Source organism: Chryseobacterium sp. UF-81 (genome assembly GCF_058245105.1).
Genome location: NZ_JBSIBX010000003.1, coordinates 304190 through 320592 on the forward strand (window position 1 = coordinate 304190; position 16403 = coordinate 320592).

General features: G+C 39.4%; 10 protein-coding genes. 8 read left to right on the forward strand and 2 right to left on the reverse strand.

Annotated elements, in window-relative coordinates:
- Positions 1-143 precede the first annotated feature (143 nt).
- Positions 144-2888, forward strand: coding sequence for a TonB-dependent receptor plug domain-containing protein (locus AC4IFE_RS06835; protein WP_490755831.1), 2745 nt, complete (start codon positions 144-146; stop codon positions 2886-2888).
- 65 nt (positions 2889-2953) lie between these two features.
- On the opposite strand, the gene AC4IFE_RS06840 is transcribed toward AC4IFE_RS06835, so the two are convergent.
- Entirely contained in the window at positions 2954-5221 is a 2268-nt protein-coding gene (locus tag AC4IFE_RS06840) for an aconitate hydratase (RefSeq protein WP_490755832.1), read from the reverse strand.
- 319 nt (positions 5222-5540) lie between these two features.
- Positions 5541-8330, reverse strand: a complete 2790-nt coding sequence (locus tag AC4IFE_RS06845; RefSeq protein ID WP_490755833.1) for a bifunctional aconitate hydratase 2/2-methylisocitrate dehydratase — start codon at positions 8328-8330, stop codon at positions 5541-5543.
- 450 nt (positions 8331-8780) lie between these two features.
- Between AC4IFE_RS06845 and AC4IFE_RS06850 the strand changes: the two genes are divergently transcribed.
- The 7 genes from AC4IFE_RS06850 to AC4IFE_RS06880 all read left to right on the forward strand — a co-directional run bounded on the left by AC4IFE_RS06850 (position 8781) and on the right by AC4IFE_RS06880 (position 16392).
- Positions 8781-9551, forward strand: a complete 771-nt coding sequence (locus AC4IFE_RS06850; RefSeq protein ID WP_490755834.1) for a WG repeat-containing protein — start codon at positions 8781-8783, stop codon at positions 9549-9551.
- 376 nt (positions 9552-9927) lie between these two features.
- Complete coding sequence (locus AC4IFE_RS06855; RefSeq protein ID WP_490755835.1) at positions 9928-12066, forward strand: TonB-dependent receptor; 2139 nt, start codon at positions 9928-9930, stop codon at positions 12064-12066.
- A 138-nt stretch (positions 12067-12204) separates the two neighbouring features.
- Positions 12205-12957 carry an HU domain-containing protein gene (locus AC4IFE_RS06860; RefSeq protein WP_490755836.1) on the forward strand — a complete coding sequence of 251 codons (753 nt, stop codon included), beginning with the start codon at positions 12205-12207 and terminating at the stop codon, positions 12955-12957.
- Positions 12945-13496 (forward strand): acyl-CoA thioesterase, encoded by a 552-nt coding sequence (locus AC4IFE_RS06865; protein WP_490755837.1) that lies wholly within the window; start codon positions 12945-12947, stop codon positions 13494-13496. Before AC4IFE_RS06860 ends, AC4IFE_RS06865 begins: the two co-directional genes overlap by 13 nt.
- An 87-nt stretch (positions 13497-13583) precedes the next feature.
- On the forward strand, positions 13584-13979 hold the full coding sequence (locus AC4IFE_RS06870) for a GxxExxY protein (protein ID WP_276727504.1): 396 nt from the start codon (positions 13584-13586) through the stop codon (positions 13977-13979).
- A gap of 67 nt (positions 13980-14046) precedes the next feature.
- Positions 14047-14976 (forward strand): 2-hydroxyacid dehydrogenase, encoded by a 930-nt coding sequence (locus AC4IFE_RS06875; protein WP_490755838.1) that lies wholly within the window; start codon positions 14047-14049, stop codon positions 14974-14976.
- A 153-nt stretch (positions 14977-15129) separates the two neighbouring features.
- Entirely contained in the window at positions 15130-16392 is a 1263-nt protein-coding gene (locus AC4IFE_RS06880; RefSeq protein ID WP_490755839.1) for a serine hydrolase domain-containing protein, read from the forward strand.
- Positions 16393-16403 lie beyond the last annotated feature (11 nt).

The following is a 16403-nucleotide window of genomic DNA, read 5'->3' on the forward strand; positions in this document are numbered from 1 at the left end:
ATGTGCATGTGTTGTTGTTTCTAGACTTCTTTAAAAAATAATTCAATCATTCAGGCTTTTGACCGTAACCTTAAAATAAAGGTTGCAGGAATTCTATTGCCAAAAATTAACCCACAATCAGTAATAAAAAATATAGAAAACACATGCGTAATTTCGATAAAAAAATAATCACGGCTTCAGCTGCTCTTATTTCAGCATTTTACTTCGGACAGACGGATTCTGCATCATCCAAAAAGATCGATGATGTAGTGATCCTGGGATCAAGAGGATCCGGAAGATCCCTTACAGAAACCCCGGTACCGGTAGACATCATCAATATCTCAAAGATCTTAAGACAGAGTCCTGTTAACAATATAAGCCAGGCTCTCAACTATGTGGTGCCTTCATTTTCTTCCACTTCCCATACTGTAAATGATGGAACAGATTTCGTAGACCCTGCTCTCCTCAGAGGACTTGGCCCTGATCAGGTTTTGGTTTTGCTTAACGGAAAAAGAAGATACCAATCTTCTCTTATCAATGTTACGCTAACACCGGGAAGAGGTTCTGTGGGAACAGACCTTAATGCTATTCCTGCTTTTGCCCTGGATAAGATTGAAGTGCTGAGAGACGGGGCTTCTGCTCAATACGGTTCTGATGCCATTGCGGGAGTCGTGAATTTAGGGCTTAAAAGACGGTTGGGATTATCGGGACAGGTTTTCCTGGGAGGATATGCTTCACCCGTTGCCAATAATTTTTCCGGAGGAATAGATGGGCAGACCATCTCAGCGGATCTGAACTACGGAGCAAAAATTGGTGAAAAAGGATTTATTAATGTAACAGGTTCCGTACAGTATCGTGATCCGTATTCAAGAGCGGGCGTACGTCAGGGGAATATTTTTAATGCCTATAATGCAATTAATTACAGGGCATTGCAGAACGGAGTGAATATCGATGGATTATATAAAAACATTACCAATACTTCCAACACTCAGCAGATCATCAATACGGTTAAGCAATATGCAGCACAGGTTGATTACTTTTCACAGGATTTTAAAAATCAGATATCGGGAGCCAACAGCATTGCAGCATTACAAGGACTGCTAGGGAAAGATTTTACCGATCAGGAACTGAGTTACAGAGGTCTGGAAAGAAAAGATTTCAGTCTGAGAGCGGGACAGTCTAAACTACAGTCGGCACAGCTCTTTTTCAATTCTGAAATTCCGGTCAGTGAAGACTGGAAAGTGTATTCCTTTGGTGGGTACAGCTACCGTTTAGGAAATGCCGGCGGATTTTATCGTCTGCCGAACACCGAAAGAAATATAAATGCCGTTACCCCGAATGGATATCTGCCACAGATTGAAGCAAGTGTCAATGACTATTCTTTAGCCGGAGGGATCAAAGGAAAATGGAATGGCTGGAATGTAGATCTGAGTAATACTTTCGGTAAAAATGCTTTTAATTTCGGTGTAGTTAATACATTTAATGCCTCTCTTGGAGACAGATCACCAAGAACTTTTGAGGCAGGAGGATCAGAATTCTTACAAAATACCCTGAATCTGGATTTTTCCAAAAAATATGATGTCCTTCACGGCTTAAATGTAGCCTTCGGAGGAGAGTATCGCTATGAAAATTATAAAGTGAATGCAGGAAATGAAAATTCTTATGTTTCCTATGATATATATGGACGTGTAGTGATTGCTGCTACCCCGGATAATGAAAAGGTAACCGATTTTTTTGGAGTTACAAGACCTGCCGGTTCCCAGGTTTTTCCGGGATTCAGCCCGGATAATGCCATTTCAGGAAGCCGAAACAGTGTAGCAGCATACGCCGATGTTGAAATTGAACCAACGGATTGGTGGCTATTGGAAGGTGCTGTCCGTTTTGAAAATTATTCAGACTTCGGTTCCACGTTCAATTATAAATTGGCGACCAATGTAAAACTGGCTAAGAATTTCAACTGGAGAGGAGCGGTTTCCACCGGATTCAGGGCACCTTCTTTAGCGCAGATCTACTATAGCTCAACCTCTACACTGATTCAGCAGGGACAGACAACGCAGGTCGGAACTTTCAGGAATAATTCTGAAGCAGCCCAGGCATTAGGAATTCCAAAACTGAAACAGGAAACCTCACAATCGTACAGCACAGGAATTACTTGGAAGATTCCGGCGCTAAGTCTTGTATTTACAGCAGATGCCTATCTTATAAAAATTAAAGATAGAGTAGTGCTTACCGATTTATTCTACCGTCCGGAAGGAAGTTTTGCATCGGGTTCGGACCAGGCTGTGCTGCAGGGAGCGTTCGATCTGGCAAGAGCCAGTGCCGCGAATTTCTTTGCCAATGCGGTAGACTCCCAGACAAAAGGACTGGATATTACAGTTTCCCAGAATACAAGAATCTCAGAAGGGATATCTCTGGAAAATAACCTGGGGCTTAATTTTAATCAGACCAGGAGAATTGGTGATATTCATGCCTCGCCGAAACTGGTAAGCCAGATCAATAACTATTTTTCTGAACCTAACAGGGTGTATTTTGAAGAAGCCGTACCGCATATCAAGGCAACTCTTGCCAATACACTGAAATTCTCTGCACTTACTGTTGCGCTTAGAAATTCTTACTTTGGAAAAGTGACGGATGCGGATGTTTTGGATGCTAATTTTGACGGAATTACCGAAAGCAGAGAACATTTCGTTCTGAATGAACGTTTTGTAACCGATCTTTCCGTAGGTTATGATTTTAATAAAAATATCTCAGTAACAATAGGAAGTAATAATATCTTCAATATTCTCCCTTCGAAAAGCCCCAATATCAGTTCATTAACGGCTGATAACCAGTTTGTGTACTCAAGACAGGTTTCTCAATATGGTATTGGTGGACGCTTCGTTTTCGCAAGAGTAGAATTTAAATTTTAAAAACAGGTTAAAATAAAAGCGGCTTCCGAAGGAAGCCGCTTTTCTATGATTAATTATTCTAACAATTAATTTTCTTGTTTCTTAATCAGGTTAAGGGCAGAACCAGCCTTAAACCAATCGATCTGCTGATCGTTGTAAGTATGGTTAGCCATGATGATGTCTTTAGTTCCGTCAGTATGAATGAATTCTAAAGTCAGCTGCTTTCCTGGAGCAAACTGATCAAGATCTAAGAAGTTAACTACATCATCTTCCTGGATTTTATCATAATCAGCTTCATTAGCGAAAGTGATTCCAAGCATTCCTTGTTTTTTAAGGTTTGTTTCATGGATTCTCGCAAATGATTTTACCAATACAGCTTTTACACCTAAATGTCTTGGCTCCATGGCTGCATGCTCTCTTGAAGAACCTTCACCGTAGTTCTGGTCTCCAACAACGATAGTAGGGATTCCTGCAGCTTTGTAAGCTCTCTGTACAGCCGGAACTTCTCCATATTCACCCGTTAATTCATTTTTAACACGGTTGGTTTCCATGTTGTAGGCATTGACAGCTCCAATCAGCATGTTGTTTGAAATGTTGTCAAGATGACCTCTGTATTTCAGCCATGGTCCAGCCATAGAAATATGGTCGGTAGTACATTTTCCGAAAGCTTTGATCAATACTCTGGCGGCTTCAATGTTTTTACCGTCCCAGGCAGGGAATTCTTCCAGTAACTGAAGTCTGTCCGAAGTAGGGCTTACCTTCACAACAACAGAAGAACCGTCCTCAGATGGTGCCTGGTATCCATTATCATCAACTGCGAATCCTCTGGCCGGTAATTCCGAACCTTTAGGCTCATCAAGTTTTACCTGCTCGCCGTTTTCGGCAGTTAAAGTATCTGTAATCGGATTGAAATCTAATCGTCCTGAAATTGCTACTGCAGCTACCATTTCCGGAGATGCTACGAATGCGTGTGTGTTCGGGTTACCGTCAGCTCTCTTGGCAAAGTTTCTGTTGAAAGAGTGAATGATAGAGTTTTTCTCTCCTTTATCAGCTCCTTCTCTGTCCCATTGTCCGATACAAGGTCCACAGGCATTGGTGAAAATCCTTGCGTTTTCAAATTTTCTGAAAGAATTCAGGAAACCGTCTCTTTCTGCTGTGAATTTTACCTGCTCGGAACCAGGGTTAATTCCCAGGATTGCTTTAGGCTTAACTCCTTTTGCTACAGCGTCTTCCACGATAGAAGCTGCTCTTGAAAGATCTTCATAAGAAGAGTTGGTACAAGAGCCAATAAGAGCCCATTCCACTTCTATCGGCCATCCGTTAGCTTCAGCTTTAGCTCTGAATTCTGCTACAGGAGTAGCCAAATCCGGAGTGAAAGGTCCGTTTAAGTGAGGGGTCAGTTCAGAAAGGTTGATTTCTATTAATTGATCAAAATATTGCTCAGGGTTGGCATACACTTCAGCATCCCCTGTCAGGTGTTCTGCTATTTTATCAGCGGCATCTACTACGTCCTGTCTTCCTGTTGCTGACAGATATCTTCTCATAGAATCATCATATCCGAAAGTAGAGGTTGTTGCTCCGATTTCAGCACCCATGTTACAGATGGTTCCTTTACCTGTCGCTGAAAGAGATTCCGCTCCTTCACCGAAATATTCCACGATACATCCTGTTCCGCCTTTTACGGTAAGGATTCCTGCCACTTTAAGGATGACGTCTTTTGCAGAAGTCCATCCGCTCATTTTACCGGTTAATTTTACCCCGATAAGTTTTGGCATTTTCAGTTCCCAGGCCATTCCGGCCATTACGTCTACTGCGTCAGCACCTCCTACACCAATGGCCACCATTCCCAGACCTCCTGCATTTACCGTGTGAGAATCTGTACCGATCATCATACCTCCCGGGAATGCATAGTTCTCCAGTACAACCTGGTGAATGATACCCGCGCCGGGTTTCCAGAAACCGATTCCATATTTATCACATACAGAGCTCAGGAAGTTGAAAACTTCAGAGTTTTTGTTGATTCCTTCCTGTAAATCTGATTCAGCACCTACTCTTGCCTGGATCAGGTGATCCGCATGAGCTGTTGAGGGAACTGCTACTTTAGCTTTTCCTGCCTGCATAAATTGTAAAAGCGCCATCTGCGCAGTTGCATCCTGCATGGCTACTCTGTCCGGTGCAAAGTCTACATACGAGTTTCCTCTTTCATGTGCTGATGTAGAATTACCTTCCCAAAGATGGGTGTAAAGGATTTTTTCTGAAAGTGTAAGAGGTTTTCCCACGATTTGTCTTGCCGCAGCAATTCTCTCAGGATAACGCTCATATACTTTTTTGATCATATCAATATCAAAAGTCATATCTTAATTTTAATTTTTCTTTCTATTAATAAGCTTTTCCGTTCATTAATTATATTTAGAAACGGGAAAGATCTTTTGTTATTCAGTTCATCAAAATCTGTTCCTTCCAATGATAAAACGGATAATTATGATAAATAATGAGGATGTTATATTTCTATCAAGTTAAGAAAAAAATGGAATTTCTTTCTATATTTTTATTTTAAATAATTCTAAAGCAGTCTTAAATAGAAAGGTTCTAAACAAAAATTGAAAGATTTTAAATCCCAAAGGACCAAATCTTTCAATTATATAATTTTTAAAACAGTCCTACGACTTAACGTTAAGCTATACTATGACCAACCTGGACCAACTCTTTAATAGGCGGAGCAAATTTAGTCAGGTCGATACCTTCAACTGCTGCTTTATATTCATCAATATTAGGAATTCTTCCAATGATAGCAGAAAGGACAACTACCGGAGTTGAAGCCAATAAAGATTCTCCTTTTTTACGCTCGGAATCCTCAACTACTCTTCCCTGGAAAAGACGGGTGGAAGTTGCCAGTACTGTATCTCCTTTAGCGGCTTTTTCCTGGTTACCCATACAAAGGTTACAGCCGGGACGCTCAAGGTACATCATGTTTTTGTATTCAACACGTGCTTCACCTTTAGGAGCATTATCATCAAATTCGAACCCTGAATATTTTTCTAAAAATTCCCAGTCTCCTTCTGCTTTTAACTCATCAATAATGTTATACGTTGGAGCAGCTACAACAAGCGGTGCGTTAAACTCAACTTTACCTTGTTGTTTTTCAATGTTTTTAAGCATTTGAGAAACGATTTTCAAATCGCCTTTGTGAACCATACAAGATCCTACAAAACCAAGGTCTACTTTTTTCTCGCCTCCATAAAAAGAAAGTGCTCTGATCGTATCGTGGGTATATCGTTTAGAAACATCATCGTTGTTTACGTCAGGATCTGCAATCATAGGTTCTACGATCACGTCAAGGTCAACAACAACTTCAGCATAATATTTAGCATTCGCATCCGGTGTCAGAGCTGGTTTCTCACCAGATCTGATTTCAGCGATTCTCTTATCAGCTTTGTTAATTAGTCCCTGAAGAACGTGGTTATGATTGTCCATACCCTTATCAATCATGATCTGGATTCTGCCTTTTGCAATTTCCAGTGATTCAATGAGGGTTTCGTCCTCAGAAATATTGATGGAAGCTTTTGCCTTCATCTCTGCGGTCCAGTCTGTAAATGTAAATGCCTGGTCTGCAGGAAGTGTTCCGATGTGAACCTCAATGATTCTGCCTTGGAATACGTTTTCCCCGCCAAACTGCTTAAGCATCTGAGCCTGTGTTGCATGAACGACATCACGGAAATCCATGTGCTCTTTCATATTCCCTTTAAATGTTACCTTCACGGATTCAGGGATTGGCATAGACGCTTCACCTGTAGCCAAAGCAAGGGCAACTGTTCCTGAGTCTGCACCAAAAGCGACTCCTTTAGACATTCTTGTGTGAGAGTCACCACCAATGATGATCGCCCACTCGTCTATCGTTATATCATTAAGAACCTTGTGAATTACATCAGTCATGGCGTGGTATTCACCTTTCGGGTCACGTGCTGTGATCAATCCGAATTCGTTCATGAATTTCATTAGTTTCGGAATGTTGGCCTGCGCTTTTTTATCCCATACAGAAGCGGTATGACATCCGGATTGGTAAGCACCGTCAACAATGGGAGAAATCACTGTTGCGGCCATCGATTCAAGTTCCTGTGCAGTCATCAGACCTGTTGTATCCTGAGAACCAACAATATTAACCTGTACACGAACGTCTGAACCGGCATGTAAAACTTTTCCCGGAGTTGTTCCCACTGCGTTTCTGTTGAAGATTTTTTCAACTGCAGTCAAACCCTGTCCTTCATGAGAGATTTCTTTTGACGGGGCAAAAACAAGAGGAGTTTCTATTCCTAAAAGTTTTGCAGCAAATGTCTGCAGCTTTTTACCGAAAACAATTGCATATGATCCGCCAGCCTTGATGAATTCCATTTTCTGAGGAGTGAATGCCTTAGAAATGTCAATCAGTTCCTGGTCGCCGTTATATAATTTTTTTGTTTTTGTATTGATGGTAAGAACGGTTCCTGTTGCTACAGAATAAGCTTCCTCAAGAATTGGTTCTCCTGCTTCGTTACGAATCGGCTCTCCATTCTCATCCAATTTTTTCACCCAGTTTTTAAGGTCAATACCAATACCTCCTGTAACGTCAACAGTGGTAAGGAAAATCGGAGAAATACCGTTTGTTCCTCCAACGATTGGAGCAATATTCACGAATGGGATGTACGGGCTGGCCTGTTTACCCGTCCATAAGGCCACGTTGTTCACTCCGGACATTCTGGATGAACCTACACCCATTGTGCCTTTTTCAGCGATCAGCATTACGCTTTTGTCAGGGTGTTGCGCCTGTAAAGCTTTAATTTCCTCCTGTGCCTGGGGAGTGATCATACATTTACCATGAAGTTCGCGGTCTGATCTTGAGTGAGCCTGGTTACCCGGAGAGAGTAAGTCCGTTGAGATGTCACCTTCACCGGCGATGAATGTAACAACCTTAATTTCTTCGGCAACTTCCGGAAGTTTAGTGAAGAACTCTGCTTTTGCATAGCTTTCAATAATTTCTTTAGCGATTTCGTTACCGCTGTTGAATGCTTCCTTCAGACGGTTGGTATCCGCCTCATAAAGGAAAACCTGTGTTTTAAGAATGTTGGCTGCTTCCTTGGCAACAGAGATATCATTACCCAGAGCCAGATCAAGCAATACCTCGATAGAAGGGCCTCCCTTCATGTGAGATAATAATTCAAAGGCAAAGGCCGGAGATATTTCTTCTACTATGGATTCGCCCAAAATGATTTCTTTTAAAAACTTAGCTTTTACGCCCGCAGCACTTGTTGTTCCTGGTAAGGTGTTGTAAATGAAAAATTTAAGAGAATCCGATCGATATTCGTTACCTGGGTCTTTAATTTGTGCAATGATTTCGCTTAATAATCCGGCACCGTCAATTGGTTTCGGATTTAGCCCCTGGTTTTTTCTTTCTTCAATCTCTTGGATGTAATCCTGATACATATTCATAATAATAGAAGTCTTTAAATTTTAAAAGTAGATTTACAATAGTTATCAGTACTATTATTCTTCATTAACAGGTTACAATGAGATAAATTCTATTCAAGGCCCTGTAAAAATAAGTATAGTAGTTGATTAACAACTCAATCTACGCCTTTAAAAATGTAAAATAATGTTCCGTTTCAAAGTGAAATATTTGATCTTAACAGAATGTAAGTAATTTACCTGCGATTTGTCTTGCTGAAAAACTCTCTTTGGGTAAGATTTATACACTTTTTTGATAGCATTCCTATCAAAATTATATCTCCAAAACGTTTTTAGATTATCAAACACTTAAAAAGTGCTTCCAAATTTACGAATTTTTTAGTATTTTATCAGAATGAAATTATTTAGATTCTTTATAAATATGAATTTGATAATTTCTATTTTTGGCCGTAATTTTGCAGGCAAATGATGAATATGAAGAATATCCTCAATTTTTGGTGTGTATTTATTTCGGTTTTCGTTTTTTCACAGACGAAATCAGTGAAGAAACTACCGGTTAAAAATGTAACGAAAACTGTAGTAAAGAAAGCCTCTGCAGTGGCTAAGCCAAAACCTGATCTGGTGATCATTAATCCGGATCTTCCGGTTTTGATTCCTAAAAAAGAGGATGGAAAATTCGGTTATATTAATCAGAACGGGAAATTTATTATCAAGCCTGAATATCATATTGCTGTATTTTTTTATGAAGATTGCAATCTTTTGAATTCTCCCAACCAAAAAATAAGAAAATTCGGGACCAATGAATATGCTACCGTAGAAAAAGATATGATTTCTTACCGTGTGAATAAAGCAGGAAAAAGGGTCTATCAGTTCAAAGATTCAGATCTTGGAAAATGTAAGTTAGAGGATTATAAGCAGCAGCTTTATCAGGCATACGTTTTAAACGGTTTTTACGGAATCATTGAAAAAGCCAGATTTGTGAACGCGGCAGATTACAGGGATTACCAGATCTATCCCCAGTATCAGTATTTATACATACTGGAAGGTGATGATACCTCAGATCCAATGATCGTGGCTTCCCACAACGACAGATTTGGGGTAATTGATGTAAACAACAAGGTGATCATTCCTTTCGAATATTCCAATATAAAAAGGAATTTCAGCTGGAAAATGGGGAAGATGTTTGATGTGACGAAAGACGGAAAGAACTATTATTATATTGACGCCAGAAATAAAACTTATTAAAGGCTGTAGGCTATAAGCAGTAAGCTTGAAACTTAATGGTGAGGTTTTTAAAACTGCTGTAACTACATTAAGAAAGGTCTATTTAGATTAATCGTTATAAAAATTTTTAACAACCCGCAACTAAGTACCGCGTACCTCTAAACCTAAAATCCCCATGTCACATTTTTTTCGTAATTTTGCGGCTGAAATAAAGGGGTGCTTTAACAAGCTGAGATTATACCCAATGAACCTGGAACAGATAATGCTGTTTAGGGAAATTAAAAATGAGCAATAGGTAATGAGAGATGAGTAATTCTCAAAATATTACTTATTACCAATTACTGATAACTCATCATAATCTACCCCTTTTATTCATTAAATTTTAAAAATTTATAGAATGAAAGGATTATTTTTTTTAGGGCTTACTGCAGGCTCTGTAGCCTTTATCCAGGCGCAAAATAAGGATTCCCTGAAGGTCAGGGAAATTGAAGCTGTCAACTTTACCAAAAGGCTGCCTGTTGCCAAGGAAATCATCAATGTACAGAAAGATGTGGACAGCAGGAACCTGGGTCAGGATCTTCCGATTCTCTTAAAAAATCAAACGTCTATTATCTCAACTTCTGATGCCGGAAACGGGATTGGATATACAGGATTCAGAATTCGTGGAGTAGAAGGAAAAGGGATTAACGTGATGATGAACGGCGTTCCGTATAACGATTCTGAAAGCCAGGGAACATTTTTTGTCAATGTTCCGGATCTTACCAGTTCTGCCTCGCAGATCGTGATCCAGAGAGGAGTAGGGACTTCTAATAACGGAGTTTCAGCTTTTGGAGCAAGCATCAATGTGATCTCTAAAGATCCGGATGAGAAAATGTATTTTAAGACTGATGATAGCTACGGCTCATTTAATACCTATAAATATTCAGCGGAAGCGGGTTCCGGAAAGTTCTGGAAAAACAGGCTTTCGGTGATGGGAAGGTATACGCGTATTCATTCCGACGGATATATTGACAGGGCATCTTCAAAGCTGGATTCTTATAACTTCACAGCATTGTTTGAAGAGGGAAACACAAGAATTCGCCTGATGGCTTTTGGAGGAAAAGAAAAGACCTACCAGGCCTGGAACGGAATCGACCGGCCAACTTGGGAAACCAATCCGAAATTCAATTATTCAGGACAATATACGGATCTTTTCACCGGAGAAGAGAAATTCTATGATAACGAGACGGATAATTACAGACAGAACCATTATCAGCTTTTGTGGGAACAGAAATTCAATGATAACTGGAACCTGGAAACAACACTTCATTATACCAAAGGGAGAGGCTATTATGAAAACTATAAGAGGGTTGATGAAACAGACGCAGAGGCTACGCATTATTCTAATTACAATCTGCCTGTACCTATAGTAAATGGATCTCCGGTGGAAATAACAGATTTTATCAGGAAAAAATGGCTGGATAATGATTTTTACGGGGCTGTATCCACACTTTACGGAAAGTTGGATCGTGTAGACCTTAACTTCGGTGTGGTAGCGAACCAGTACTACGGAAGACATTTTGGAAACGTTACGGGCGTTTATTTTCCACAGATCAATGAATATGAATACTATAGAAACCGTTCGGTAAAAACTGAGCTGGCGGGCTTTGCAAAAGCTTTATGGAGAGCCGGAGATCACTTTGAATTCTTCGGAGACCTCCAGATCAGAAATATTGACTATGACACCAAAATCCTGGCTGCCGGAGACGGAGAAGGCGGAAATCTTGATAAGAACTGGCTTTTCTTTAACCCAAAGGCAGGGTTAAATTATAAAATAGGAAACGGAAAAGTTTTCCTTTCATACGCGCATGCCCACCGCGAACCAAACAGGGATGACCTGATGAGTGATAATGAAGTGAAGGCTGAAAAACTTCACGATTTTGAAGCAGGTATTGAAAAACAGTTTGGAATCTTATCATTAACGGCCAACTTATATTATATGTACTATGTCAATCAGTTAGTGCTGAACGGACAATTGAATAATGTAGGAGCATTTATCAGAACCAATTCAGGAAAAAGCTACAGAAGAGGTATTGAGATCGGAGCATTGGCTAAACTTTCAAAGCAATGGGAAGTAACCGGAAATGTCAGTTTGAGTCAGAACAGAAACCTTGATTTTAAGATTAAAAACAATGGAGCTCTTCAGAATCTGGGAGATACCGACATCTCATTTTCCCCGAATGTGATAGCCAATCTTGGCCTGAAGTTCAATCCTTCCAGGAGCTTTCTGTTTGCTTTAACGAACCAATATGTAGGAAAACAGTATCTGGATAATACCGGAGACAAAAACCTGGAACTCAAAGATTATTTCCTGACAGATTTCAATGCTCAGTACCAGTTTACGATAGCCCATAATGATATTGCTTTAAAATTATTGGTGAATAATCTCTTTAATAGAAAGTATGTCAACAACGGAGCAGTTTATGGTGGAGATCCATATTATTTTTCACAGGCAGGAACTAATTTTATGTTCGGGATCAGCTGGAAAATTCAATAATACGGATGATAATTTACCGAAGAGGGTTTAATACATTCAATTTTATACATATTTATCAAAAGATTGTTTCGGCAGTCTTTTTTTATATCCTATAAATCTCTTCAGAAAGTCACGAAAAAATTATAAATTTGCTGTCAAATGAATATTTCAGCTTACATTTTAGAATATCTGAAACAATTTGGGACTGTGATGGTTCCGGGATTCGGTACGTTTTCGCTTAAAAACTCCAAGGCAATTATTAATTCTGAGAACGGAAGCATTCTTCCGCCTGCAAGCGAGATCGTTTTTGCGGTGGACTATGAAATACAGTCTGACGAGCTGGCTGCCTTTATAGCCGGAGAAAAACAGATGTCTTTAGAAGCTTCGAGAAGTGACCTGAAAATTCAGACTGACTTCTGGAAGAAAAAACTTCAGGCAGATCAGTTTCTGGAAATTCAGAATCTCGGAGTTATCCATATTGAAGATGATAAAACCCGTTTCAAGGGCAAAAGAATAGAATCGGGACATCCGGACTTTTACGGGCTTGAAGAAATCAGGCTTTCGGATATCAATAACGGTGAAAAAATAAGTACTCAAGAAAACAGAGAGAAAGATTATGCATTTAAAAAATCTATCCTTTGGATTTTTCTGCTTGTAATCCCTGTTTTAGCAATTCTGTATCTGGCATTCGCCCAAAGAGAGCTTCTTTTCGGAAAAAAATCTTTTGATAAAGTTTCTCTCCAGACTTCTACACACAGAATTGTAAAAGACACCGTAAAAGTAACGGCACAAGGTCCGGAAGCAGCTGTTTCAGATTCCCTGAAAAAAGATTCATTAGCAAAACCAGCCGGAAAAGGTATAAAACTAGCGCCGGCAGTTCAAAACAACACTAAGACTCAATGGCAAAAGTAAAAAAAGCGTCAGAATCTCTGACGATCATGACCAATATTGTTCTTCCGAACGAAACCAACTCTTTAAGAAACCTTTTCGGAGGGGAGCTTCTTGCAAAAATGGACCGTTGTGCTTCTATTTCTGCAGCCCGGCATTGTGAAAGAAGAGTGGTAACGGCATCCGTAAATCACGTTTCTTTCAATCATCCTATCCCTGAAGGTGGGGTCGTGGTTCTGGAATCTAAAGTTTCAAGAGCTTTTTCCACTTCAATGGAGGTATATGTGGATGTTTGGTTGGATGATCCGATCAATCAGAAGAAAGTGCATACCAATGAAGGAATTTATACTTTCGTTGCAGTAGATGAATTCAACCGTCCTATTCCTATCCCGGATATGATTCCCGAAACAGAAGTGGAAAAGCTGAGACATGCTGCTGCTTTCAGAAGAAAAGAGCTGTCACTAATCCTTTCCGGAAGAATGAAACCGCTGGAATCTGTTGAACTTAAGAAATTGTTCCAGGAACCGGAGGAAGTAAAAGAATCAAAGAAGGATAAGAAGTAAATTCTGCCTTTATAAGACTTAAACACAAATAACACAAATATCTGCACAGATTTTCACAAATGAATTGTGCAGAGTAAATGGAAAAAAATGATAGCATCAGATATTTCAGAAAACGATATATCAAGAATGGTGTATGAAGCAGGATATCGTGTTCATAAAACCTTAGGTCCAGGACTTTTGGAAAGTGCTTATGAAGAATGTATGTTCTATGAACTTAATAAGCATGAACTTTTGGTAGAAAAGCAAAAGCCAATGCCTTTGGTTTATGATGAAGTAAAGTTGGATGTAGGCTACAGGCTGGATTTCCTGATCGAAAGTAAATTTGTCTTAGAAATTAAGTCGGTAGAGTCCCTGAATGACGTACATCTGGCTCAAATTCTGACTTATCTCCGTTTAAGCAACTGTAAGCTTGGAATGCTGATCAATTTTAATACCCTTCAATTTAAAAATGGGGTAAAAAGAGTAATCAATGGTACGCTATGAAATTCACATTTGTGTCATTTGTGAAATAATTAGTGTCATTAGTGTTTAAATTATTCGTGTTTAAAAAATGAAAATTCTCCTTTTAGATAAAAACCATCCTCTTATCACAGAACAGCTTTTAGCAAGAAATTTTGTGCTTGAAGAGGACTTTACCTCCTCCTACGATGAAGTTTGTCATAAAATTGAAAACTATGACGGTATTATCATCAGGAGCAGAATTCCTCTGGACAAAAACTTTTTGGAAAAGGGGAAAAACCTGAAATTTATTGCCAGGGTAGGAGCCGGAATGGAAAATATAGATATTCCTGTTGCAGAGAAACTGGGAATTCAGTTGATTAATTCTCCGGAAGGCAACAGAGATTCTGTAGCAGAGCATGTTGTAGGAATGCTGTTGATTTTGATGAACCATCTTTTTATTGCTTCACAGGAAGTGAAAAACGGAATCTGGCTTCGTGAGGAAAACAGGGGAGATGAACTTCTCGGAAAAACTGTAGGTCTTATAGGATACGGAAACATGGGAAAAGCTACCGCAAAAAGATTCTCAGGATTCGGGTGTAAAGTTATTTTTCATGATATTCTTCCCGGGCTTTCCGATGAATTTGCTTCACAGGTAAGCTTAGAAGAACTGAAACAGTCTGCAGATATCCTAAGCCTGCACATTCCTCTGACTTCTGAAACCCACTATCTTATTGATGAAAAGTTTATTTCGGAAATGAAAAAAAACTTCTATTTCATCAATACAGCAAGGGGGAAAAATGTAGAAACTAAATATTTAGTTGATGCTTTGAAATCAGGGAAAGTAAAAGGAGCCTGCCTTGATGTCCTTGAATATGAAAAAGCATCCTTTGAAAATCTGGAAACAGAAAATGAAAATCTTAAATATCTCCTGGAGTCTGAAAAAACAATTGTAACACCTCATATCGCCGGATGGACTCATCAAAGTAAAGAAAAGCTGGCACAGGTGATCGTGGATAAGATCATCGCTTCCTATTGTTAGGAAATGTACTGTAAAAAAACAAAATTTACTTATTGCTTTCGGCTTTACCCCTTTCGCAAGTTTCGCCTTTTATGTTAAATAATTCATAATGTATGTTCCGGACTGAGAATTTATTTTGAGTTTTATTAAATTGCTGCTCATTTTTTGATACTCATGACGAAGCGTAATTTTTTACTTATTGTAGCTGTTTTTTTAACCTTTATTTCCTGTAAAAAAAATTCTGAATCTAAGCAGACTTCAGCTGAAAACACGACCAATCTTCCAAACTACGGAAATGTAGATCTGGGTAATGTCTTTACCAAAGAAGACAGCCAGCTTGGAGATAAGGGGATACTCACAGGATACATCGACCAGTATTACAAAAAGATCTGGGAAGGTGGAGACTTGAGCGGAGGGATACTCGTCGCAAAAGGAGACGAAATTCTATACGAAAACTACAGGGGTTTCGGCAGAGAAGGAAATCAGATGCCAATCGATAAAAATACGCCGCTGCACGTAGCTTCTGTTTCAAAGACTTTGACTGCGATGGCCATGCTGAAATTGGTAGAAGCGGGGAAAATTAAACTTACCGATCATCTTACTCAATATTTTCCAGGGTTTCCATATCCGAATGTCACTGTACAGACCTTGCTGGATCAGAGAAGCGGTCTTCCGAAATACGAATATTTTATCGCCAAAATACAGCCGGCCCCAGCAGAGCTTTCAAAGGCTTTTATTACCAACCAGGATATTCTGAATATGATCATCAAATATAAACCTGAACTGGCAAGAGATACGGACACAGGTTTTATGTACTGCAATACCAATTTTGCGATGTTGGCTTTACTGATCGAGAAGATCACCAAAACTCCTTTTCCGCAGGCTATGAAAGAAATGGTTTTTCAGCCGTTGAAAATGGAACATACTTATATTTTCCAGGAAAAAGATATTCCTACAGCCGCACAGTCATTTTATTATGGCGGAAACAGGCTGTATCCGTTAGACAGGCTTGATCTTATTTATGGTGATAAAAATGTGTATACAACACCAAGAGATCTTTATAACTTCTCAAAAGCCATGTTTTCAAAAGATTTCTTAAAGCCTGATCTGATGCAGATGGTTTTCACACCTTACAGCAACGAGAAAGCAGGAATGAATAATTACGGTCTCGGGTTCAGGATGAAGATTTTCGATAACGGCGAGAAACTTACCTATCATAACGGATGGTGGCATGGAACCAATTCCGTATTTGCCCATCTGCTGAAGTCAAAAGTGACGATCGTAGCTATTGGGAACAAATATTCAGGGAAAGTATATACAGCATTGGCTTTATCGGGATTATTTGAGGATTTTCCAGCTCAGAAAGATAAGCTGCACAGTGTAATGAACGACAATAAAGATACTTTGAATGCCGGACATGAAGTTTTTGGAGAATAATGTTTAATTTT